The following is a 19,866-nucleotide window of genomic DNA, read 5'->3' as shown; positions in this document are numbered from 1 at the left end:
GCGCTGACCCCTGCGCGTCCACCCCGAGCTCGAGAGGTCTGGCCCCGATTCATCGCGCCGCCCTTCCGCGGTCGAGACCGGATCGCCAGCGGCAGTACTCTCGATCCACCAGGTAGTCGACCAGCGCGGCTGTCCGGCGCCGGCGCACATGAGGCCACCAGCGCACGACCAGCCAGAACAGCACGGCAAACGACAAGGTGGCGGGCACCGCCGCCCAGCCCAGCGTGACGGCAAAGCCGCCGGCCGTCGCCGCAACGATGACGGCATCCGAATCGGTTGGCCGGCAAGCGTCATCCTCGCGCAGCTGGTTCGTTGCTTCACCCGTGGCGTGATCCATGAGGACCAGCACCCGCCCGGGCCGATCGCGCTCAACGACGATGCTGACTTCGTCGCCCAGTCTCACGGGGCGCTCCATTTTCCTGAGCAGGAAGTCCGCGACCTGCCCGTTGGCCAACCTCACTCGAAGGCGATACGCATCCTGATCGGCTTCCCGGGTGACATCGTCCACCCAGCCGTGGATGAACATGAAGTTCGATTCATTCATGGACGTTCTCCAGGCAAGGCTAGTTCTCGAGGGGCGCGGCAAAGACGTCAGCGGCCGCAGGCATCTCGAAAGCCGCTGCGGACACGCCACTGACTGCAACCCCCGCAGCGGGCGGCACGGGCACCGCCGGGCCGCCCGCCCCATTTGCGGCTTGGCTGAACTGCCCAAGCACGGCCTCGTGCGCCAGGAGACGCAAGCGGTTGATGCGCTTGGTACCCTTCTTGAAGCGGATCAGGTCGTCGTAGAGCCGCGGGTCATCCTCCCGATCCAGCTCGAATAGCATCCGGATCGTTTCCAGCTTCGGGGACACGGTGTCGTTCATCACGCACCTCCCTGCACCGCGACCACCGGTGCTCCCAGGAGCTTGGGCGCGTGGTTCATGCCGGCGATCTGGAAACCGCGGACGTTGGCATGCAAGGGATCCTTGACCTCCAGGATCTTGTGCTTGGGGAAAGCCTCCTTCACCGCCTTCTTGAACAGGTATGCGCCCCCACCCACCAGGATGATGTTCTGGAAGCTGTAGCTCGCGTCGATCCAGCGCATCATCGACGCCACGGCCTGCTGGGCGATCGAATGCGCCATGGGCATGGCTCGGGAGATGTCGTAGGGCTTCTGGTAGATCACCGGGTTCTTGCCCGTGCGCAGTGCCAGGTCGATGGCCTCGATGTCGTTGTACGGCGTCCCGATGTCGTGCCCGATCTCGGCCGCAATAGCCTGCAGGATGTCGAAGACGCCCCGGTTCACCGAATGGCTCTTGGCCTGCACCAGGCGCATGCCCCTGGCCACCAGCCAATCGAAGGTCCGGGAGCCCGGATCGAGGATCAGGCTCTGCTCCCGCTCGATGGTGGCGCCCTTGCCATGTTGGACGGCGAAGTCCACCAGGGCGCCTTGGGGCTGGGCGATGGCCAAGGCCTTGCGAACCACCACGGTCTTGCCGTTTCCGATGTCGTGGGTTCCGGTCACGGCCTTCTCGAGTGCGGTCTTCTTCGTAGTGAGTGCCGCCACGGGCAGCCCCACGACCAGCAGGTCGATCGACGGCTGCTTCATCAGGGCCAGCGCGCCGCGCAGCAGCGCCATGTACTCGGGCGTCTCGGTGTAGCGGTCGTGCATCTGGGTCGCGCGGAAGGTATCCGCCGCCAGCTCGACCTCTGGACCGACCTCGTAGAAGAGACCGTTGATCGGGATGGCCACCGTCTTGCGTCGCTCGTAGCCGGGCTGGGCGGACGGTTCCCGCATGCTTGGATAGGCGACTGACGGGAAGCTGGCGCAGCGAATTTCGCTGCCGGACGCGCTGATGACGTACTTGGTGTTTCCGAAGCCGACGTCGACGGCTCTGACGACAAAGTCCATGAATGACTCCTGTATGGGTTCGAGAGGGGTCAGCATCGGTTTGTCGATGCGACCGTTCCACACGGAAATCGCTGGGGAAAGCCTCGTTCTCGCAATCAGCTCGGACTGTGTTCCCAGCCGATACGAGCCGAGGCCGTGTGCAGGTCGAGTACCTCCGACCACGCCGCCCCGCGTCTTCCGTGTCGGACTACGGTCTCACTGGATCGGACGTCGTCAAGACCACGCTTTCAGCGCCGAGGGCGCTCCCAGGGGTCAATGGGCATCGAAACCCTCACGATCAAAACCAGAGGCAGGCAAGAGCAATGTCAACCCCAGGCGGCGGGCCATTCCGGAGGGCTTTCCAAAAATAAGCGCCCCTCGCGTTGCAATTTCAAGGGCCACCCGCAAACGCCGCCGTTCTGGCGTCAAGTGGGTGGCGCGGCCCTGCTCGTCATTGACCCGATCGCGGCCTGGGTGTGAACTACAGTCTCCCGAGGCCTCCTGGCCTGCTCCATCGCGGAGCGAAAGGCGTTGCGGTCGTTACCCGCCTCTTCAAGTCCCGATCCATGAATCGGGCTCGGCATGGCCCCTTGAGCCCATGCCCGAAGTGTTTCCCCCGTAGAGCAGCGCAGTGCATTGCTGGCAGTCATCTGCCAGACGTTCCCCGAGAACGAGTCCTGCGTTCGAGCAGTTCCCCGGCCGGCACCTGATGCCGCGCCGCTGTTCCCGTCATCCCTTCGAGCACGCGCACTTCGCGCAGCACATGGCTGTGTTGGCCCCTTGTTGGGCTCCCCATGTGCCCCTCGCTCGTGAACCTCGCACTGCCCTGGACTTTCGGTCAAGGGGCGGACCCATGCAGGGGGATGACGCTACGCATTCAGAGGATTGATCCCCCATGGCGCGCAAGGCCAGACCTTGGCGCCGATGTTGTTCCCGGCCCATGAGGCGGGACGGCATCCCAACTCTCGACGAACGCAGAAATGCGAAAGCGAGACGGATCACCGTGTTCATTTTTAAGAACGACCGAGTCGGCTGACGCGCATCCCGCGCCTCACCGGCAAACCCCTGGGTAGGCATGGCGCGCTCGTGGTCGCACGCCTTGCTGAAACACCTGACCACGCATCGCCCGCGCATCGGAATCCGCGAGGCGATGAACCGATGGATTCCACCCCATTCCCGCTGTGCGCCGCCGGGACGGCTCACGGCACTGCTGTCGGAGATTTGCCATGTCCAGATTCAACACACAACACGCCCCCCGCCGTGTCCAGGGTTCCCTGGGCGCGTGGCGTGACGCCCACCATCACCAGCCGCGCCGCGACCAGGAGCGCGCCACCCTGTCGCCGGAGCAAGCCCTTGAACGGCTGCGGCCCGGCCACGCCGATCCCATGCGTGTGCTTGACCTGCTGATCACCCTGTACAACGCCCAGCACACCGCACGGGAGAAGACCGTCTCGCACAAGACCCGGCAGGAGCGCGCCGACTTCCTGCGGCGCTTCTTCCGCGACCTGCACCAGAAGGCCGGTTTCAAGATGGTGCCCGACCCGCGCAACCTGGGGGATCGCCACATCCGGGCCATGGTCGCCGTCTGGCAGAAAGAGCGGCTGGCGCCGGCCACGATCCAGACCTACCTGAGTTTCCTGCGGGGACTGGCGATGTGGTTGGGCAAGCCGGGCTTCATCCGCAAGCCGGATCACTACGGCCTGACGCCCGCCGAATACCAGCGCCACGAAAACGCCGAGCGCGACAAGAGCTGGACGGCGGCCGGCATCGACATCGACGCGGTGATCGAAGAGGTGTGCCTCTACGACCGCTACATCGGAGCGTCGCTCAAGCTGATGCGCGCCTTTGGCCTGCGGAGGAAGGAATCGGTCATGTTCCGACCGCATCGCTGCGTGGTGCCGTTCGAGGCCACGGGGCTGCCGTCCGAAGAACGACAGGCCGACAGCTACGTGCGGATCAAGGAAGGCGCGAAAGGGGGGCGGCTGCGCTTCGTCCCGCTGGATTCAGCGCAGCGCATGGCGGCGCTGCGTTTCGCCCAGGCGCTGGCCACGGATGACGACGCACACATGGGCGATCCCCGCCGCAGCCTGGATCGCAACCTGCGGCGCTTCGACTACGTGATGGGACGCTTTCAGCTCACCAAGGAAGGGCTGGGCGCCACGTCGCACGGTCTGCGGCATGAAGCATTGATCGACCACTACAGCGCGAAGGCCGGGGTTGCACCCCCGGTGCGCGGCAGAACGGACGTGCCCCCGGATGTGGATGCGCAAGCCAGGCTTTCGGCTGCCCGCTTGGCTGGCCACAATCGCCCCCGCGCCTCGGGAGCTTACTTAGGGGGACTGCTGGCGCGGCAAGCGGCGCAGAAGGCCCAGCCGCCAGACGCGAAGCCGAGTACGCCGGGCGATGAAGAGATGCCCGAGGAGCGCTGAACCGTAGGGGTGCGCGCTGCGCCAAAGAGAACGGGGGCATTGCGGCCCCGTTCCCACATTCCGCAAGGATCACCCGGCCTTGTCCATGCGCCGGCGCAGTCCTTCCCGGTAAAGGATGGACCCGATGCGGCACAGCAAGGCCGCGTCGTCATCGGAGAGTTCGAGGCCGTCCATCCAGGTGGCCAGTTGAACGATGGCCTCGTCAATGGCTTCGGCACTGCCGGTGATGTCCAGCACTTCGGCCTGCGCCTCGAACTGCTTGATGATGGGATGATCCTCGCTCATCGGGTCACCCATTGAAGTTCAGGCGCTCCCGCGCCCGTCGGAGACGGCCAGATGGCCGTCTTGGGCCAGTCATTCAGATGATCCATGCGTGTGATTCTTCGAGCGGAAATGAGGCGGGTTTGCGCCAGCATACGCTCGAAGGTGCGATGAATGAAACGTCATGAATCGCAGCCACGGCCAGGGCTGCCATCCATCTGGGGCTAGGCGAGCAGTTGCTCGGCCGTCTTGCCGCTGGCCAGCGCCTCGACGAACCATTTGGGCTTGCGGCCAAACCCCGACCATGCGTTGCCCGCATCATCCTTGTACTTGATGCGTGCCGGGGCGCTGCCAGCACCCCTGCCCGCTTTCGGCTTGGCCTTGGTGCTGGCCTTCGCCTCCTTCTTGCCGCCGCGAGCCAGACCGAGGTCGGCGGCCGTGAAGCCATAGTAGGCAATGGCGTCCTTCATCTTGGCCGCCACTTCTGCTTTCTCGGATGCGCGGATGGCATCCGCCTCCTGATTCAGCTTGGCGATTTCCCGGTCGATCTCTTGCAGGGTGCGTTTGCGTGCCATGAGCGCTTTCGTTGCAGCTTGTCCGTCTGACGCCGGGTCGGCAAAGCCGCGTCCGGGGTTGTCCCAAGTCTATCGGAGGATCAGCCCTTGCCCCGATGCGCCCCGGACTACGCCGGAGACACCCCGAAATCCTCGTCGGGCAGGATGGCGCATCTCATGGATGGCACCGCCCCCGAAGCGAGTTCTTCTTCGGCAACCGCGTAGCGAGAAAGCGCCGCGCATCGGGCCAGCGACTCGTTTTCCTCGGACACCGTGCCGATCACCACACCGCACCCTTCACGGCTGACCCACACGTTCCAATCCTTCATACCATGGCCTCCTCGGCTGCAGGCTCTGCGTGGGCATCGTCTTGAGAATGCCGGAATCCGAAGCGCGCCCAGGTTCGAGGATCGACCTCGATGGGGCCGGTTCGCTTGCTGTCGAGGTTGATGACCACGCCGTGCTGGCCCAGTCCGCCACGGGAGAAAAGTTCGTAGAGCAGCAGCGCACCGAAGCGCACGGCCACGTCATTGACGAACAGCCCCTGCGAGGCCAGCGACATGCGAACGGAGCAAGATGGCTGGTTGTCCTCCACGACCGTCTCGTCGAGCAGTTCCGGGAAAAGCTCGGTGACGCACGGCAGTCTCGGGGCATCGCCCGCGTTGCGCAGCACAGCGTGGTTGTCCGGCTGGCCCAGCACCACTTGGGCAGTGGTTTCCGTGTTGCCCAGGTCGAGCCAGTAGCGACACGGAACGTGATCGCGGAACAGGAACTGATGCAGGTTGCGGCGTGCCACGCGGCTATCCACGCAACTGATCAGGATGTCAGCGCCACCTGAAATCCGGTGCCCCTCCACGTAGTCCTCGTAGCGCATCGGGTAGGCGTCCCAGTCGAGGCCGTAGAACTGGTTGAGCCGATGCACCGTCACCAGCGCCTTGTATCGGCCGAGGTCGGCGGCGCTGTACAACTGCCGCCCGACATTCGCCTCGCTCACCCGGTCGGCGTCGAAGGCCTGCACATGCAGCCCGTACGGGTGGCCGAGGGCGCGCATCGCAATGTCCAGCCGGGCAAGGCATGTCGCCATCTGCGCGCCATTGCCCCCCACCCCGACCAGATGGCAACGCACCCGGCGCTCCAACAGTCGGGGATCAATTCGATGTTCCATGCACAGCCTCCATGACGTGTTGCACTCAGTGTCCCGCGCCGGGGGCCGCTTTCAAGCGCCTGTCCAGCGGCGGATGACGCTGCGCATCCAGCGGTTCGGCCAAGGGGCGGATTCCTCGCCGTCCACCCTGTCCGCAAACGCATCAGGCCCCGGCCACGGGTGGCGCGGCAAGTCCTGGTACAGGCCGTTGATCACCAGCCGGAACCGCGCCATCGGCTTGGGCTGATCCAGCAGACCGAACACCCCCGCCACCTTGATGCCCTGGTCGTCCCGGTCGTCGTCGGCTGACCAGAACGCCGGAGCCCGTCCGTGCGTGTGCAGGTCCACGGCCACGGTTTCGTCGTCGGCCATCGGTGGCCTTCGGTAGTCGATGCGAACGGGTGAGGCCCGCACTGCCTCGCAGAACGCCAGTCGCAGCCGCCCGGTGCCGCGCGAGTAGATCAGCACACCAGCGGCTTCATCGGGCAGGTGCTTGCGGCCATGAGCGACAAACGCCTCGATCAGCGGGATCGGCAATTGGCCGAAGCTGAAACGCAGGTGCTCCCGGACTTCACCGTAGGGCAGGCGCATCGCCGGGGTATCCAGGCTCAGTGCGGTGATGCAGTCGAGCCAGTCCAGCCGGGTCTGGACGAACCAGCCGTTGCTCGCCACGATGATGCGCTGGCCGTTGGCCATGTCCGGCAGCGGGCTGAAACGCGGTGCGGCCACCACCGGGCAGGAGGCCAGCAAGGCTTGATCGCGCACGTCCATCATGCGGCCCCCTTGCGGTCTTTTTCTCCGAGCAGCCCGCCCAGCGTCGTCTTGACATCGACCAGCACGCGCTCCGGGAAGCGGGCGAAACGCCGGTCGAGCATGTCGCGCCAGAAGGCATAGGCGCCGCCCCGGTAGCGCAGCAGCTTGCCGGTCACGTTCGGGTGGGTGAAGTAGGAGCGGAAGAAGGCATCGTTCCAGGCTTCGATCTTCTCCACCGTGGTGCCTTCGGGCTTCGGCACATTGCCTTGGCAGATACCGCCCTGCCCATTGACGTTGAAGAATGGGGCTTGGTACAGCGGGGTCTGCGGCGTCGGGCGGCGGCTTCCCTTGACGGCCCAAACGCCCCACGTCCGGCTCGATGCCGCGAAGACCAGCCCCGGCAGCGGCACCGTCTCCCCGCGCTCGCCACCGCCGAAGGCTTCGGCATGGTCGCCATCCACCCGGAAGGCAATGTGGCGGCGTGCAGGCGGTACCCACCACAGGATCAGGTCGCCATGCACGTAGAGCACCGTCTCGGGCAGGAAGCCGCTGTGGGCCACCCGCTGGAGCAAGGCTGCGGCCAGTTCGCGTGCCGCCTGCGCGGTCATGGCGCGGCCCGCGCCGATCACCGGCGCACCGTCCACGGTCATCACCTCGTGGACGGTGGCCAGCGCGCCGCCGTTGCGGCCGTGGTAGAGCAGCACCGCCTGATCGAGCGTCAGCACGTTCTCGGTCGGGGTGTGGATGGAAAACTCGGCTTCGTTCATCTTGGAATGACCTCCTGAGAACAGTCTCAGTCGCTCAGGGCGTGAATCAAGCGGTCGATCAGCGCGATGGCCTCAAAGCGCAGGCCCAGGCGGGCAAAGCAAGCACCGAGCGCGCCGGGGTCGTCGAGCGAGATCACTGCCTCGCCCATGCGGTCGCAGAACTCGGACTGGTGCGCGAGGTTGAGCAGGTCGTCGTAGATGCGCGTCGTGATGTCGGCCTCGTCCCAGGACAGCACGGCCCCGAAGCCGATGTACTCGCCGTCGATGTCGGGCCGGAAGCTGTCGTCCAGCGCCAGCTTGGACAGCGCCAGTGCGTCGGCGACGATGGCGCGCATCGCAGGGTCGGTCAGGGTCTTGGCTGCACGCCGCAGATCGCAGAGTCGCAGGGCCGCCTCGCCCTTGCGCCGACGCCTCCCCTTCTCCGGTCGCACCAGCCAGCGCCGCGCCCACTCGGGATAGGCGGCGTCGAGCATTGCGCGGGTGACCATTTCGTCGCGCATGGCCTCCCGGTCGGCTTCGTTGTCGTCCTCGCACATCATGTCGAGCGCGGCCTCTTCGTCCGACTCGCCCTGCCAGTACAGATAGGACGACACGTCGTCGGCAATGTCGGGGGTGAAGACGGGATAGACGTAGCGGCTCTGCTCGCGCAGCACCTGCAACACCGTGGCCCCGAGGCCCGGCATCGCCGTATTCAGCGCTTCCAGTTGCCGGCCCACCGGCCATTCGCTCTCGTGGTACTCGCACCAGTACAGGTCGAGGTAGGCGTAGGCGCTCTGCTTGCCTTCTCGGCTGGCCGGGTGGTGCTGGTGCTCGTCGAGCACGTTGATCGCCACACGGGGTTGCAGGCAGTGCAGCGGCCCGATCAGGCGCTTGATCCAGGCGTCGATAGCCTGCTGGCAGGCTTTGAGCGGATCGGGTTCGTTCGCGGGCAGCGCATCCTCATGCACGATGCCCGCATCGATCAGGCAACGGCACAGCCCCGCGTTCGCCTTGGCCTGCGAACGCGAGGCCACCGACAGCGGCACCTTCCCACTCAGTTGAGGCAGCGCCAGGATGGGCATCGCGGCGAAGACTGGCCTGTCCATGCCGATGTTCAGGTTCGGCGTCATGCCACCGGCGCCAGCATGTCGCTTGTCGCCGCCGAGCGGTGCGGGCGCGCATCGAGGTGCGGCTTCGCCAGGGTGGCCTGGGCGAACCGGCTCATCGCCGTCGAACGGGCCAGCACGCTACGGCGCGACAGCGCGGCGGACAACTTGGACTGCGCGCCGCTCGCCCCTGCCTCGTCGGCCTGAATCGTCGCCAACAGGGCTGCAAGGCGCGGGCCGGCCTCGCCGCCTTCGGCCTGCACCCCGGCAGGCGCAACGCCTGCGCCCTTGGTGCCGACCGCCTTGCGGAAATTGAACTCCTGCACGCCGTCGCGCACCTCGCCGGGCTCGACCTCGGCGCTCACGAGTTCGGGGTACTGCGCGCTGTAGAGGTCGCGCACTTCGCGGGGTTCGAACCCCGGCACGTCCGGCAGCATGATGCCGTTGTAGCGGAAGGATCGCCTGATTTCGAGAACTGCAATCGACATGGTGTTTTGCTCCTTGGTTCGGTGAGATGGCGGTCGCCTTCGACCGCCTTGGAATCCAGTCTCTCAACCGAAGGGGCGGTTGCAAGCCCACGTCGCGGCGCTTCGGTGGCGCTCAACCGAAGAGGTCGTAGGACTCGGCACCCGCCGTTGCTGCGGTTGCCGCAGCGGCGGGCGTGGCGCTCGTGCAGGCGGTGTCGGCTCCCTCGTCGTCATCCTCTGCGGGCGTCGCCTGGACAGGCATGTTCGCGGGGCTCGCCACCTTGCTGGTCACGCCGGTGGCGGCACCGGACTTGGCGGCCTTGCTCGCCGCATCGCTGGCTTTCTTCACCGAAGCGGCCTTCGCCGCCTCGATCACCTCCTTGGTCGCTTCCGCCTGCTGCGCGAGGCTTTGGCGCACCTCGCGGTAGCCGGTCAGCGCCGCGATGAAACCCTCATCGAATTCCTGCGGGGTCGCCGTCAGGCTCAGGGGCTGCGTCAGCGTCGGCTCGCTCACGTCCTTGCGCGGCTTGGGAATCACATTCACGGTCAGCCGGCCCGACTTCTCGTCGGCGCTCACCGTCATGGTCAGCGTCGCGGTCAGGGCCAGCGCATAGAGTTCTGCAAACAGGGTCATGTCACGCTCCTTCAAAAAAGAAATGCCTTCGAAGACCATGCTACGAAGGCATCGGGGGTTTTCCAGTGGCTGCGGCGCTCACGCCGCCAGGGCGGCGTCCTCCGCTTCCTCTGCCGCATCGGGGTCGAGCGGTTCGACTGTGGGCTGCTCGGTCTTGCGTGGATAGCGCATGACCGCCGGGACGGTGCCCTCGTAGGCGAAGTTCGGCACGGCGAGCAGGGCCTTGATGAAGTCGGCTTTCTTCTTCTCGCGGGCCAGCTTGTAGAGGCTCGCGCCCATCTTCGCTTTGAGGCCCACTTCGACGGCCAGCGCCTCTAGCTCGCTCAAGGTGAACAGTTCAAGGAAAGTGGCCTCCCACTTGAAGTGCTTGCCTTCATCGACCCGGAGATAGTTCAGCAGCGCCTCCAGATCCTGTGTGGTCACGCCGAACGCTGCGGCGGCCGTGATCGCCAGCGTCAGCCGCTCCAGGTGCTGCGCGTCGATGGCATCGACCTCTTGCAGCAGGCCGCGAAAGCCCGTTCCCTCCATCGCACCTGCGCCGGCGATCCGGCTCGCCGCCTGCCCGTACTCGGTGCTGCGCACGTCACGGGCCCGGCCCAAGCGCGCCAGCGCGACCATCACGCGCCGGTTGCGTTCGGGCTGCACCATGAGTTCCTTCGCGGCCCATTTGCGCCACTGCATGAGCCGGTAGTCCACGACGCGCTGCGGCGTCTTGTTGCTCGGCGCGGAGGCGGGCTTGGCATTCGTCCTTGACGCCGGCTGGCGCTTGCCGCCTTGGGCCTCGGCCTTGCCGGCCTCCCTCTCCTGCGTCGTGCACTCGCGCTGTGTCTTCACCCACGCGGCGACCTTCTGGCTGTTGCACGCCGCATCGAAGCACAGCGAGGCCATCACTTCGCCCTGCGTCCCCGGCAAGACCGAAACGGCACAGCCGAAGGAGGCGCATCCCTTGCAGGCCGCGTACTGCGCCGGGCCAACGCCAAGCGCGCCATCTTCGGCCACAGGCAGCGGCGAGAAGCCATCTGTCGCCCTGACGATGCGGACAACGGGGTACTGGTCGCCCAAGCTCGCGGCCTTGGCCTCGACGGCCTGCTGCGTCAGTTCGTCGTAGTGCGTGGGGTGCTGGCAGAAGCCGTCGCCCAGGCTCGCGTCGAACAGCCCGGACTGGCGGGACGAGTTGTGCGGGCAGGCCGCACACTGCGCGGTGTCGAAGATGGCGTCGGCCAGACGGCGGGCGAAACGGCCAAGCTGCTCCTTCAAGACGCCCACCGGCACCTTGTGCGCGATCACGCCGGTCAGCACGGTGTCCTGCTTCTCAGGCGGCACCCCAGCGAGCAGTTCGGCGTGGCCCAACTGAATCTGGCGGTGCGTGAGCGCCTTCAACACGGCAGGCGTGCAGGTCAGCAGCGCCAGCCGGCGCTCCAGCAGTTCGGGCTTCCAGCCGAGCGCTGCCGCCGCCTCGTCCTTGTCGCCCTTGTGGCGCATCAACTGGCTGCGGGCGGCTTGTGCTTCCTCGGCGTGCGACATGGCGGCACGGTGATGGTTTTCGATGGTGGCGAAGGCTTCGGCCTGCTCGTCGCTCAGTGCCTCAATGACGACGGGCATGTCGTAGTTGTCGCCGAAGACGGTCTGGGCGGCGCGCCAGCGGCGCTCCCCCGCCACGATTTCGTAGCGGTCGGTGCCGGGGATCGGGCGAACAAGGATGGGCTGGATGACGCGGCCGGCAGCGCGCAGGCCATCCTCCAACTCGGCCATTTCGGCCGGGTCGAAGTATTCGCGGGGGTTCTTGCCCTGCACGATGCGGCGCAGCGGCAGGGTGGGATGGTTCGGTGTGTCCATGACGGTCTCCTGATGGGATGCCTTCATGCTCTCGCGGGGCGGATCGCTTTCAAGGGCATGCGTGCCTCACCGGCTCGTCTGCGAACCAGCCCCCTGGGTTGCCGCGATCAACTCGTCCGCCGCCTGCTGCGCCCAGCGCAGGCAGTACGCCAGCGAGCCGTCATCGTGGTGCATGGCGTTGAGTTCGGTCTGTTTGCCGCGTTCGATCCGGTTCCAGGCGCGATCCGCTTCACGCAACAGGTGCGCGACTTCGCGCAAGGCGTCGCGGTCGTTCAAGGTGATCCGGTCGAGCAGTTGCTGATCCAGCTTCATGGTCAGGCCTTTGTCGAATGGGTGCGGCCCGTCATGCGTTTCAGGCGCGCCGCCAGTTGTCGGTGATGGTCGGGAAACCGGGTGAGGTTCGGGTCGCTGTTCGCCTGCTTCCACCAGATGCTGGCGTAGTCCTGGATCACGGCGTTGTAGCCACAATCCGGGCCGTCTTCGTCGAACTCGGCGCACAAGCGCTGGATGGCCTCGCGGTGGCCGAGTCGGCGCGGCGATACCAGCGCACCCGGCGTCCAGCCCCCCAGGCTCCGCTCCGTTGTCCTGTTTCTCGACGAACGCCTGCCGGGAGAAGTCCGGAGCACGACGCATTGAAACGGTGCCTCGGCATTCACCGCATGGCACACTTTCCAGAACCAATCACTTCAGGAGGCACGACGACGACATGAGCAAAGGCATCAAGATGCGCGCGGCACGGGATCGCCATGGACACCGTCACACGGTCGAGGAACTGCAAGGCATGACGGATGGGGGTGGTACCGCGCCGGATCTCCGTTGCGACGATCCGTTATGTGGCTGCGATGTCCGGTTTGTCCCCCGCTACCAACAAAACAGAGCCAATCGCATCGAGCCTGTCGATGTCCCCGCCTACATTGGCCTGACCCGCGGGTCTGAACATGCCGCAGGGTGCCGATACGACGCCTCGGGCAGCCTGAAGATCATTGCGGCGCAATCAGACCCGGAGTTTCTGAACGCCTTGGAAGACGGGAAGCGGGAACTGCGTCTGCTCGCCTTGCACAATGGACTTCGCAAGCACGGACTGTCGGGCAATGCGCCGACAGTCAATGGCAGCGGCCCCGCCGCCGGAACGACCAAGACGGCAACCGAGGTGATCGCCTCGGACAAGCGGCTCGACAGTTATCTACGCACCACGGCGGACATCCTGGTCCTGCGCGCGATGTGCGAATCCGACACGCTGCTTGCCGCCGAACTGCTCCTGCGATTGGGCACCAAGCGGCTCCCCTGGAAACAGTTCTTCTTCGAGCATGATCGCTTCGATGAAGCCTGGGAACTGGTTGCCAAGAGCGGCAACAACCCCTATCCAGTTGCCCTGGTCGGCTCAGTGCGGTCTTTCCATCAGCCGCCCACTGGCGCCGGGTACAAGAGCAGCTTCCTCAACTGCCGGCCGCTGTATCGCAAGACAGATGATCCCCTTCGGGTGGAGTCGTTCGAGGTCAGCATCGCGCACGCCGATGCTTCCTGGCTCGGTGGTTTCCCGCCAGATGCCCAGATTGTCATGTTCGGTCTCTGGAAGGTGAGTGGCCCCGTCGAGAACTCCGCCCCCGACAAACGCGACCGGTCGCGGGCCATCACCTATGTGGCCCACAAGCTGACGCTCACGCCAAAGTTCAAGAAGCAGATCGTCCTCATCACCTGAGCGCCACACAACGACAAAGGAATCCCGTGATTACACGCGGCCACTACATCGGCGAAATCATTGACGAACTCAGCACCGTCGCACAGCAGGTAGCGATGCGCAACAGGCTGGGTCTGACGGACTTGACGGTCTATGCCGAGAACTTCTTCCGGGACATCCTGAATGTTCTTCTTGGCAGCCATCTGCAGAACCTCAATCAGGAGCGCTCCAATGAACCCGGGCTGGATCTTGGGGACGAAAACCTCAAGCTCGGAATTCAGGTGACATCACGGTCGGATGCGGCCAAGGTGCACTCGACACTGCAAAAGATCACTGGCGGCCAGGCCGCCAAGTTCACTGAAATCGTCGTACTGGTGGTTGGCAGGAAGCAAGGCTCCTACACACTGGACCCTGCGCTGTGCGCCCCATATCACTTTGGTGTCGACAACATCTGGGATATGGATGATCTGGCGCGCAAGACGGTGGGCCTGCCAATCGACGCGCTGCAGAAGCTGCACCAACTGATCCGGACCGAGATCGCCCGTCTGAAGGTCGAGCTTGAAGTCCCCAACGAGGAAGGGAAATATCCCACCTCGGGGTACGACAAGTGGGAGGCTCGGGTTACGCCCAAGGTGGGCAACGGCGAAGCCTTCATCGACTACCTGCGCGATGAGGTCGGCGCCGATCTAAATGACAAGGAGACCAAGGAGATCCGTCAGGCGCTCCAGAGGCTTGGAAAACGCCTCTCGCGACTGCCAAGGATCACCCGAGAATTCCTGGTCATGCTCTATGAACGCAGAGAGACGGGAAAATCCCGCCGGTTCCAGGACGCATGGACACATGCGCTTTACAGCAAGGTGGAACGCGAGTATCGGGGCGCAGACCTCAAGGGAGAGCTGGACATCCTTAAACATGCCGGATTCGTGAGCATTGACGGCGAAGACCCCTACAACTACGGACCGCCAGAGATTGGCATGCGCATCACGTTTGACAGCGACGATCTGGCCACCCAGTTCCTGACTTTCATCAAAGCGAAGCAACTCGACTTGCGGAAAGTAGTCGGCACGGTCGATCTGTCCGTGTTCTGAAACACCGCTTCGCGACAATCCCGTTTGCCAGGATGCCAGGCAACAGGGGCACGCAGCGCCGCTGAAGATGCCCATCCATACGCAACGGCACACGCGGGCTTTGGGACTGAGCGATGTCGAGTGATAAGGTAGGAGGTTGCCGCCTGCCTGTGCCGTTGTCCTCATGCCCTTGCTGTCCTATACCGTCTTGAGACTTTTCAAATCGCCGCGTGGTCACCTCGCCGAGATTTCCCGAGCACGTGACAACAGCGAAATGCGAATGAGCGAGTGGGTCTGGATCGCGGAGCGGCACGTCATGACACTCCAACGGCAAGCAGGGCGCGGCGCCCTCGACTTCGAAGAGGGCCGCTTGCACCTCAAGGACAACGCCGGTGAGCTGCGTTGGTCGAATGGCGAGATCGAAGTGCTGAGTCGCGTCGTCGCCAAACTACCTCCACAGTCACGGAACTTCCTGGACTCGCACCTGACCTGACGTGCGATGCCGCTGTCCATTCGATACCATAGTTGCACTGGTCTGTCGCGACCTTCCACTCCATGCGTGGCGAGGGCCTCCGGCCGCCTCCGCGAACACGCACGGAACGGGCCGCGCCCAAAGGACACGCATGAATCTCAACCCTTCGTGTTGGCGCTCCTATGCTCTCTGAAACCTTGCAGCGGATGGCTCAGACGCTGCCATTCCGGTCCTACTCCGACGACGAGCAGCGCTGGCTCTCCGTCACGACAGAGTTTTCCGAGCGAATCCATACCCTCGCGGATAAACTCCTGGCATCGCTTCCCGGCGATCTCACCCGCCGTGTCGTGACGGAGTCCAAGCGCGAGGTTCTTTGCAGCAGGAAGCCGACTGTCTCGGTGGCCGAGTTCCGCTTGCGCCCTGCGAACGGCTACTACGCCAAATTGAACCGCCGACTGCCGCGTCCCGAGGATCCGCACGGCTTCGACGCCACAGGCCTTGCCGTCTCGATGGCACTGTGCCGGGGGTTTGCCGGGCAAGACAACGCCACCCTACCGTTCGTGGCCCTGGACTTCGAAGTCTGGGGCGCGCACGAACGCACCTGCTTCGCCAAGCTGCTGCGCGATCATCGCTACCTCATCGAGATGCTCGTCACCCGCTCCGGTGCAGCCCTGTTCACCTCATGCCCCTTCAAGAACGTCGAGGCGGGCGAGTACGTCTCGACGTTCGAAGAACTCGAACTCTATTTCGAGAACGAGGTGGACCCCGAAAACCAGTTCGCACTCCAGTGCAAATTCGGTCGCCATGCGCGTGAGGCGGACATCAAGCACTCATTGCAGATCGCGCTCGCGCTGTATGACGCGACGATGGGTTATTGCCTTCCTCAGCCCCAGCGGGAACGCATCCTGGAACATGGCTGCTTCGCCGTACGCCCACTGGGGAAAGAGGGCTGAGGCGTCTTGCCGCCTGCGACGATCTGTGGGTCACAGACTGCGCACGGGACACGCCTGAATCACGATACCATCGCCCTGACGCATGGCGTGAATGGCCTGGTGTTCGTCGACGAGGATGCAGGGCTTGCCCGTTCGGCGACATTGATCCTGCACGCGCCAATAGTCGCCGTGGCTGATGCAACCGGTGCGGCAGATCAACAATTCCACCTCTTGCAAGTTGGCGGCATCCACATGCGCCTCCTGCTCGACCGGCGCTGTCGATGCATTCTCCCGGGGGGCGAACGCGCTGCATTCATCCATCCTCCCTGCTCCGTCGCGTGCCGGAAACTCGACTTCCGGCGGGGAGGACGGACGGGCTTCGCGCCGGGATTCCCTCCCCCAGCGCCAGCGGGTTTGCTCCCGCAGCAACGCCTCGATGCGTCCCATCAGGTACTCGATCTGGCGCGCAAGCACGGCCCTACGTGGCAACCCAGGTGCCATGGCTTCCAGGCGCATCCGATCCTCACGCTCGAACTGCAAGGCGGTCACCCGGATCACCAGTTCCGCGCGCAGGCGCACCTGCTCCGCCTGCAAGGCCTCGATCAGCGCAGCCTGCTCAGCGATCACGCTGCTGCAGCGCGTCTGCGCCTTGCCGTACTGGGACAGCAGCACGGCCAACTCCGACCGAGCCGGTTTGCGATCGAGCGCACTCCCCAAACTCGCCACGCCTTCACCTCCAGGGACAAAGGACATCCACGCCCAAATCCAGGGCCTTCTTTCTGAAGACGGATGAACCGAAAGGATGTTTAGTCGGCGAACCGCAGGACTGTGAGCGACCGCACATCCCGCCAATGTCGAAAACGACTTGATCCGCCTCGAATTGCTCCTCGCCCACGATGGGTGAAGAACCTACGGTGATGGTTCGCCCACACCGCCCGCCATCATCCAGTGCTGCCAGCCCTGTTTCACCCGTCGTCGCCGCCCCAAGCTCACGAGTCGCATGTCGAGTTGCAACTGCCGCTTACTGAAGTGCAGCGGGCACTTCACCATGACGATCTGACGGCGCTGCCCAACCGCCGAGGACTTCGACACGCCTGTGATCAGCCCCGGGGGAACGACCCGCCGAGGGCACTCTCCCGCGCGATGATCTGGAAGACTTCAAATGGATCAACGATACCCATGTCCACGCCGCCGGAGACACAGTACTGCGGTACTTCGCAGCCGCATTGCCTCGGGGCCCTCGGCCAGAAGACACGGTAGCGCGCCTCGGCGGCGGTGCGTTCGCGGTCATGTTGGCCGGTGCGGCGGACATGGCTGCCCTCTCACCTCGACCCGTCGAACTATCGCGCGAAGCGACGCAGGTACTTCGTGGGCTGACAGGAGCAGCCCAGGCCAGCCTTTCATCCCCTGAGCTGAAGGCTGTCGAGCAACACGACACGCACAAACCCCGACCGGGCCAGTGTTGCGGATGGCGTTGTCGCCGTTGTCTCGCCCTGGCGTTGAAGCCCGCGTGGCCTGAGTCCATACTGACACTGCTTCTTGCGGACATCGTGTCTGCGCAGCCCTCAACACCGCCCATCGTGGGTGGTTTGAAGTCCAGCTCCGCTGGCGTCGCGGTCGTTACCCGCCCTCTGGTCGCCAGATTTTCCTGGCCGGTCCGCTGCTGCGACGGCTGACCCTGTAGCCGGGCTTCGTGCCCTACATCCGGCCAGCCGGATGCGCTTCCTTCGCATCGACTCAGTCGATGCCCGAGCTTTTGCCGCCTGGCAGGAGCGCTGGTCCCCATGCGCAAGCACGGCGACACCACCCTGGCACACCGCAAGGTGCTGCCACCGAGCCGCTTGGCCCTTCCAGGCTGAGCACACCCGAACGGGAACACTGTTTCCCGTCTGGGGATGGGTGTTCCCTTTACCCGAAGGAGAACACCATGTTCGCATCGATCGCAACCCGATCCGTCGCACGCACCTGCGTGCTGTTGGGCGGTTCCGGCCACAGCCGGCCGCTCACCGTGCAGTCGCGCCCCGTGGCCGCACTGCTGCGTCCCCTGCCGTCTTCTTCGGATACGGCCGGTGGCGCTCTTCCCTCGCGCAGCGAAAGGAGTTGAGCATGCTCGGCTCTTACCGCAAGCGCATTGCCGCCATGGCGATCCAACTCGCCAAGGATGACCCTCAGTTGGTCAAGGAAGTCATCGCCCGTCTTCGCGAGTCGGGTGACATCGAAGCCGACGATCTGGTCTATCTGGACCGGATCGCCGACCGCTGGATCAGGATTGCTCAGGAGAATCAGGTTCGGGGCCAACGACAGTAAGTCGTGGGGGTGGCAACACCCCTTTGGCCCTGGCCATTTCCACGGCGATCTTCTCCAGCAGATCCGGCCGTTCCTCGCCGAGCACGTTGGTCCATGTGGCCATCGCCGCCTCGACGTCGGCCTGCGTTCGCACGCCGTCGAAGTCGATTCCGAGCTTTCGGAAATCCTCGACTTCGGCGGGTGTGAACCGGAGTGAATCGCCTGTGCGCAGCATGTTGTCGCTCTCCTGAAAAGGGGCAGCGCTCAGCATAGCCCCGCCGCACACCTGCGCAACCCTAGGGAGATCCAGTCGTCTCCCGGTCGGGGACGAGTGCCTCCCATTTTCTTGAAAAGGAGAGTGCCATGTCCCCTGAGAAACGTCCCCGCCCGAAGCGTTCGGGCATCGAAACCGAGGAAGAACGCACCTGGGTCGAGTTCTACCGGCGCGTACGCAGCGATGCTGCACTGGCCGCCGAAGTGCTCGTCCAGCTCGAACGAGATGTCGAAATGAAGCGCAGCCACCTGGCCCTGTACCTATCCTGCAAGGAAACCTTGCGGCGCGAGAAGGCACGCCAGGCAAGACACAAGCGCATCGGCTTCTTCGTTCGCTGGTTGACCCACACCTTGTTCGTCATGCCGTGGCAAGCCCTCCGTGAATTCGGTGGAGAGAGCCGCGACATCGCAATCGAGATGTTGCCCGAACCCGAGCGTTCCAACCGGCAGGCTCCCCTGCCGCCTTCCTCACCCGGCGTTGCCACGCCGACCCGCCGCAGCCGCAAGGCCCGGCCCGATGCCCCTGCCCCCGCAGAGGCTGGCGCGGAGAAAGCCGAACCAGCTTCCTCCTGAGCCGCGATGTGCCCACGCGACCTGGCGTCCTCCGACGCCGGTCCGTGCGGCCTCGCCCTGCCGCTCCGCGCCACACCCCCGATTCCCTGCCCCGGCCCCTGGCCGCGGGCGCTTCACCCCTGCCGCTGTGCACATGCACGGCGGCCTCCCCCCTGACTTTTCGCTCACTCGAAAGGAGCCCACCCATCATGAGTACCGTTTCCGACATCCTGCGCTCGATCGAGCACCGCGCCGAACGCGCCATCGCCCAAGAGCTGCACCTGATGATGGAGCAGGTCTTGAAGATGCGCACCAGCCTCGTCCTCGAGGACAGGAACCACGCGGATGCCCTGCTGTTGAAGCTGGATCGCCTGCATGGCGACCAAGTCGTGCGGCCGATCGACGCGGCCAATGCGCCGCCGCTGCCGCCCTTCCCGCCGCTCCCGTCCCTCGACGACATCCTGCCGTCGGCGCCGAGCGACTACGAGGTGCGCCTCTTCGATCGCGACTACGGCGACCTCGAGGACGTGGCCGTCGTCGAGAGCTTCACGCTGGCCGTGCAACTGGCAGTGGATCGGCACAAGGCAGATCCCAACGATCTGACCGAGGCCGACTGGACCGATGGTCGCGGCACGCTCACCGTGCGCTCGCACCACGGCACCGTCCTGGTTCGCGTCGAAGCGATTGAGACGCCGATGCCGACCGTCGACCTGCACGTCGCGCGGGCGTGCATGGCGCTCGAACACGGCGACCACGGCCCGGCCCGGCAGCTTTTCACGGCGCTGCGCCAAGCCGCTTGAGGT

The 19,866-nt window shown here is 65.0% G+C and carries 29 protein-coding genes; 11 read left to right on the top strand and 18 right to left on the bottom strand.

Features of this window, described 5'->3' with window-relative positions; genetic code table 11:
• Positions 1-49: 49 nt before the first annotated feature.
• Genes G7047_RS02955 through G7047_RS02945 form a run of 3 tightly spaced genes read right to left on the bottom strand, consistent with a single transcriptional unit; the run spans position 50 to position 1,894 of the window.
• Positions 50-544, bottom strand: a complete 495-nt coding sequence (locus G7047_RS02955) for a hypothetical protein (RefSeq protein WP_166300567.1) — start codon at positions 542-544, stop codon at positions 50-52.
• Positions 545-563: 19 nt separating this feature from the next.
• Positions 564-866, bottom strand: a complete 303-nt coding sequence (locus tag G7047_RS02950) for a hypothetical protein (RefSeq protein ID WP_166300564.1) — start codon at positions 864-866, stop codon at positions 564-566.
• Positions 866-1,894 (bottom strand): PRTRC system protein D, encoded by a 1,029-nt coding sequence (locus G7047_RS02945; RefSeq protein ID WP_166311838.1) that lies wholly within the window; start codon positions 1,892-1,894, stop codon positions 866-868. The genes G7047_RS02950 and G7047_RS02945 overlap by 1 nt, the downstream gene beginning before the upstream one ends.
• A 255-nt stretch (positions 1,895-2,149) precedes the next feature.
• On the opposite strand from G7047_RS02945, the gene G7047_RS02940 reads away from it, so the two are divergent.
• Positions 2,150-2,353: a hypothetical protein gene (locus G7047_RS02940; protein WP_166300562.1), complete on the top strand. Its 204-nt coding sequence runs from the start codon at positions 2,150-2,152 to the stop codon at positions 2,351-2,353.
• Positions 2,354-3,099: 746 nt separating this feature from the next.
• A complete protein-coding gene (locus G7047_RS02935) occupies positions 3,100-4,302 on the top strand; it encodes an integrase domain-containing protein (protein WP_166300559.1) in 1,203 nt (400 codons plus the stop codon).
• A 69-nt stretch (positions 4,303-4,371) separates the two neighbouring features.
• Here G7047_RS02935 and G7047_RS02930 read toward each other — a convergent pair whose 3' ends face one another.
• The 12 genes from G7047_RS02930 to G7047_RS02875 form a co-directional block, all read right to left on the bottom strand.
• The gene (locus G7047_RS02930; protein WP_166300557.1) at positions 4,372-4,587 is read right to left on the bottom strand and encodes a hypothetical protein; all 216 of its coding nucleotides are present in this window, start codon (positions 4,585-4,587) and stop codon (positions 4,372-4,374) included.
• 200 nt (positions 4,588-4,787) lie between these two features.
• Positions 4,788-5,138 carry an H-NS family nucleoid-associated regulatory protein gene (locus tag G7047_RS02925; RefSeq protein ID WP_166300555.1) on the bottom strand — a complete coding sequence of 117 codons (351 nt, stop codon included), beginning with the start codon at positions 5,136-5,138 and terminating at the stop codon, positions 4,788-4,790.
• 107 nt (positions 5,139-5,245) lie between these two features.
• A complete protein-coding gene (locus G7047_RS02920; protein WP_166300553.1) occupies positions 5,246-5,446 on the bottom strand; it encodes a hypothetical protein in 201 nt (66 codons plus the stop codon).
• On the bottom strand, positions 5,443-6,282 hold the full coding sequence (locus G7047_RS02915; protein ID WP_166300550.1) for a PRTRC system ThiF family protein: 840 nt from the start codon (positions 6,280-6,282) through the stop codon (positions 5,443-5,445). Before G7047_RS02915 ends, G7047_RS02920 begins: the two co-directional genes overlap by 4 nt.
• 51 nt (positions 6,283-6,333) lie before the next feature.
• Positions 6,334-7,032, bottom strand: a complete 699-nt coding sequence (locus tag G7047_RS02910; RefSeq protein ID WP_166311837.1) for a PRTRC system protein A — start codon at positions 7,030-7,032, stop codon at positions 6,334-6,336.
• Positions 7,032-7,781: a PRTRC system protein B gene (locus G7047_RS02905; protein ID WP_166300548.1), complete on the bottom strand. Its 750-nt coding sequence runs from the start codon at positions 7,779-7,781 to the stop codon at positions 7,032-7,034. The genes G7047_RS02910 and G7047_RS02905 overlap by 1 nt, the downstream gene beginning before the upstream one ends.
• A gap of 26 nt (positions 7,782-7,807) precedes the next feature.
• A complete protein-coding gene (locus tag G7047_RS02900; protein WP_240939349.1) occupies positions 7,808-8,866 on the bottom strand; it encodes a PRTRC system protein F in 1,059 nt (352 codons plus the stop codon).
• 20 nt (positions 8,867-8,886) lie between these two features.
• Entirely contained in the window at positions 8,887-9,354 is a 468-nt protein-coding gene (locus tag G7047_RS02895) for a PRTRC system protein C (RefSeq protein WP_166300546.1), read from the bottom strand.
• Positions 9,355-9,466: 112 nt separating this feature from the next.
• Positions 9,467-9,967, bottom strand: a complete 501-nt coding sequence (locus G7047_RS02890) for a PRTRC system protein E (RefSeq protein ID WP_166300543.1) — start codon at positions 9,965-9,967, stop codon at positions 9,467-9,469.
• A gap of 78 nt (positions 9,968-10,045) precedes the next feature.
• On the bottom strand, positions 10,046-11,803 hold the full coding sequence (locus G7047_RS02885; RefSeq protein WP_166300540.1) for a PRTRC system ParB family protein: 1,758 nt from the start codon (positions 11,801-11,803) through the stop codon (positions 10,046-10,048).
• A gap of 66 nt (positions 11,804-11,869) precedes the next feature.
• Positions 11,870-12,115, bottom strand: a complete 246-nt coding sequence (locus tag G7047_RS02880; protein ID WP_166300538.1) for a hypothetical protein — start codon at positions 12,113-12,115, stop codon at positions 11,870-11,872.
• Between the two features lie 2 nt (positions 12,116-12,117).
• Entirely contained in the window at positions 12,118-12,459 is a 342-nt protein-coding gene (locus G7047_RS02875) for a hypothetical protein (protein ID WP_205904709.1), read from the bottom strand.
• Between the two features lie 50 nt (positions 12,460-12,509).
• On the opposite strand from G7047_RS02875, the gene G7047_RS02870 reads away from it, so the two are divergent.
• From G7047_RS02870 to G7047_RS02855, 4 genes are all read left to right on the top strand, one after another.
• Complete coding sequence (locus tag G7047_RS02870; protein ID WP_166300536.1) at positions 12,510-13,502, top strand: hypothetical protein; 993 nt, start codon at positions 12,510-12,512, stop codon at positions 13,500-13,502.
• Positions 13,503-13,528: 26 nt separating this feature from the next.
• Positions 13,529-14,569 carry an SMEK domain-containing protein gene (locus tag G7047_RS02865; RefSeq protein WP_166300534.1) on the top strand — a complete coding sequence of 347 codons (1,041 nt, stop codon included), beginning with the start codon at positions 13,529-13,531 and terminating at the stop codon, positions 14,567-14,569.
• A 295-nt stretch (positions 14,570-14,864) separates the two neighbouring features.
• Positions 14,865-15,041 carry a hypothetical protein gene (locus tag G7047_RS02860; RefSeq protein ID WP_166300532.1) on the top strand — a complete coding sequence of 59 codons (177 nt, stop codon included), beginning with the start codon at positions 14,865-14,867 and terminating at the stop codon, positions 15,039-15,041.
• 161 nt (positions 15,042-15,202) lie between these two features.
• Positions 15,203-15,973, top strand: a complete 771-nt coding sequence (locus G7047_RS02855) for a hypothetical protein (RefSeq protein ID WP_166300530.1) — start codon at positions 15,203-15,205, stop codon at positions 15,971-15,973.
• 30 nt (positions 15,974-16,003) lie between these two features.
• Here the strand turns inward: G7047_RS02855 and G7047_RS02850 are convergent, their stop codons facing one another.
• Positions 16,004-16,705 (bottom strand): DUF2325 domain-containing protein, encoded by a 702-nt coding sequence (locus G7047_RS02850; protein ID WP_166300528.1) that lies wholly within the window; start codon positions 16,703-16,705, stop codon positions 16,004-16,006.
• A 156-nt stretch (positions 16,706-16,861) separates the two neighbouring features.
• Positions 16,862-17,044, bottom strand: a complete 183-nt coding sequence (locus tag G7047_RS02845) for a hypothetical protein (protein WP_166300526.1) — start codon at positions 17,042-17,044, stop codon at positions 16,862-16,864.
• 56 nt (positions 17,045-17,100) lie between these two features.
• Here G7047_RS02845 and G7047_RS02840 point away from each other — a divergent pair, with 56 nt between their 5' ends.
• The 3 genes from G7047_RS02840 (at position 17,101) to G7047_RS02830 (ending at position 18,259) form a co-directional block, all read left to right on the top strand.
• Positions 17,101-17,628 carry a diguanylate cyclase gene (locus G7047_RS02840; protein WP_166311835.1) on the top strand — a complete coding sequence of 176 codons (528 nt, stop codon included), beginning with the start codon at positions 17,101-17,103 and terminating at the stop codon, positions 17,626-17,628.
• Positions 17,629-17,879: 251 nt separating this feature from the next.
• Positions 17,880-18,056, top strand: coding sequence for a hypothetical protein (locus tag G7047_RS02835; RefSeq protein ID WP_166300524.1), 177 nt, complete (start codon positions 17,880-17,882; stop codon positions 18,054-18,056).
• Positions 18,057-18,058: 2 nt separating this feature from the next.
• Entirely contained in the window at positions 18,059-18,259 is a 201-nt protein-coding gene (locus tag G7047_RS02830; RefSeq protein WP_166300522.1) for a hypothetical protein, read from the top strand.
• On the opposite strand, the gene G7047_RS02825 is transcribed toward G7047_RS02830, so the two are convergent.
• On the bottom strand, positions 18,216-18,473 hold the full coding sequence (locus tag G7047_RS02825) for a hypothetical protein (protein WP_166300520.1): 258 nt from the start codon (positions 18,471-18,473) through the stop codon (positions 18,216-18,218). The genes G7047_RS02830 and G7047_RS02825 overlap by 44 nt on opposite strands.
• A gap of 128 nt (positions 18,474-18,601) precedes the next feature.
• On the opposite strand from G7047_RS02825, the gene G7047_RS02820 reads away from it, so the two are divergent.
• The gene (locus tag G7047_RS02820; protein ID WP_166300518.1) at positions 18,602-19,084 is read left to right on the top strand and encodes a hypothetical protein; all 483 of its coding nucleotides are present in this window, start codon (positions 18,602-18,604) and stop codon (positions 19,082-19,084) included.
• A 188-nt stretch (positions 19,085-19,272) separates the two neighbouring features.
• Positions 19,273-19,863 (top strand): hypothetical protein, encoded by a 591-nt coding sequence (locus G7047_RS30905; protein WP_205904708.1) that lies wholly within the window; start codon positions 19,273-19,275, stop codon positions 19,861-19,863.
• The last annotated feature ends 3 nt before the right edge of the window (positions 19,864-19,866 follow it).

Source organism: Diaphorobacter sp. HDW4A (assembly GCF_011305995.1).
GTDB lineage: Bacteria > Pseudomonadota > Gammaproteobacteria > Burkholderiales > Burkholderiaceae_C > Diaphorobacter_A.
The sequence above is the reverse complement of the archived record's forward strand: the minus strand, read 5'-3'. Positions and strand labels throughout refer to the sequence as shown.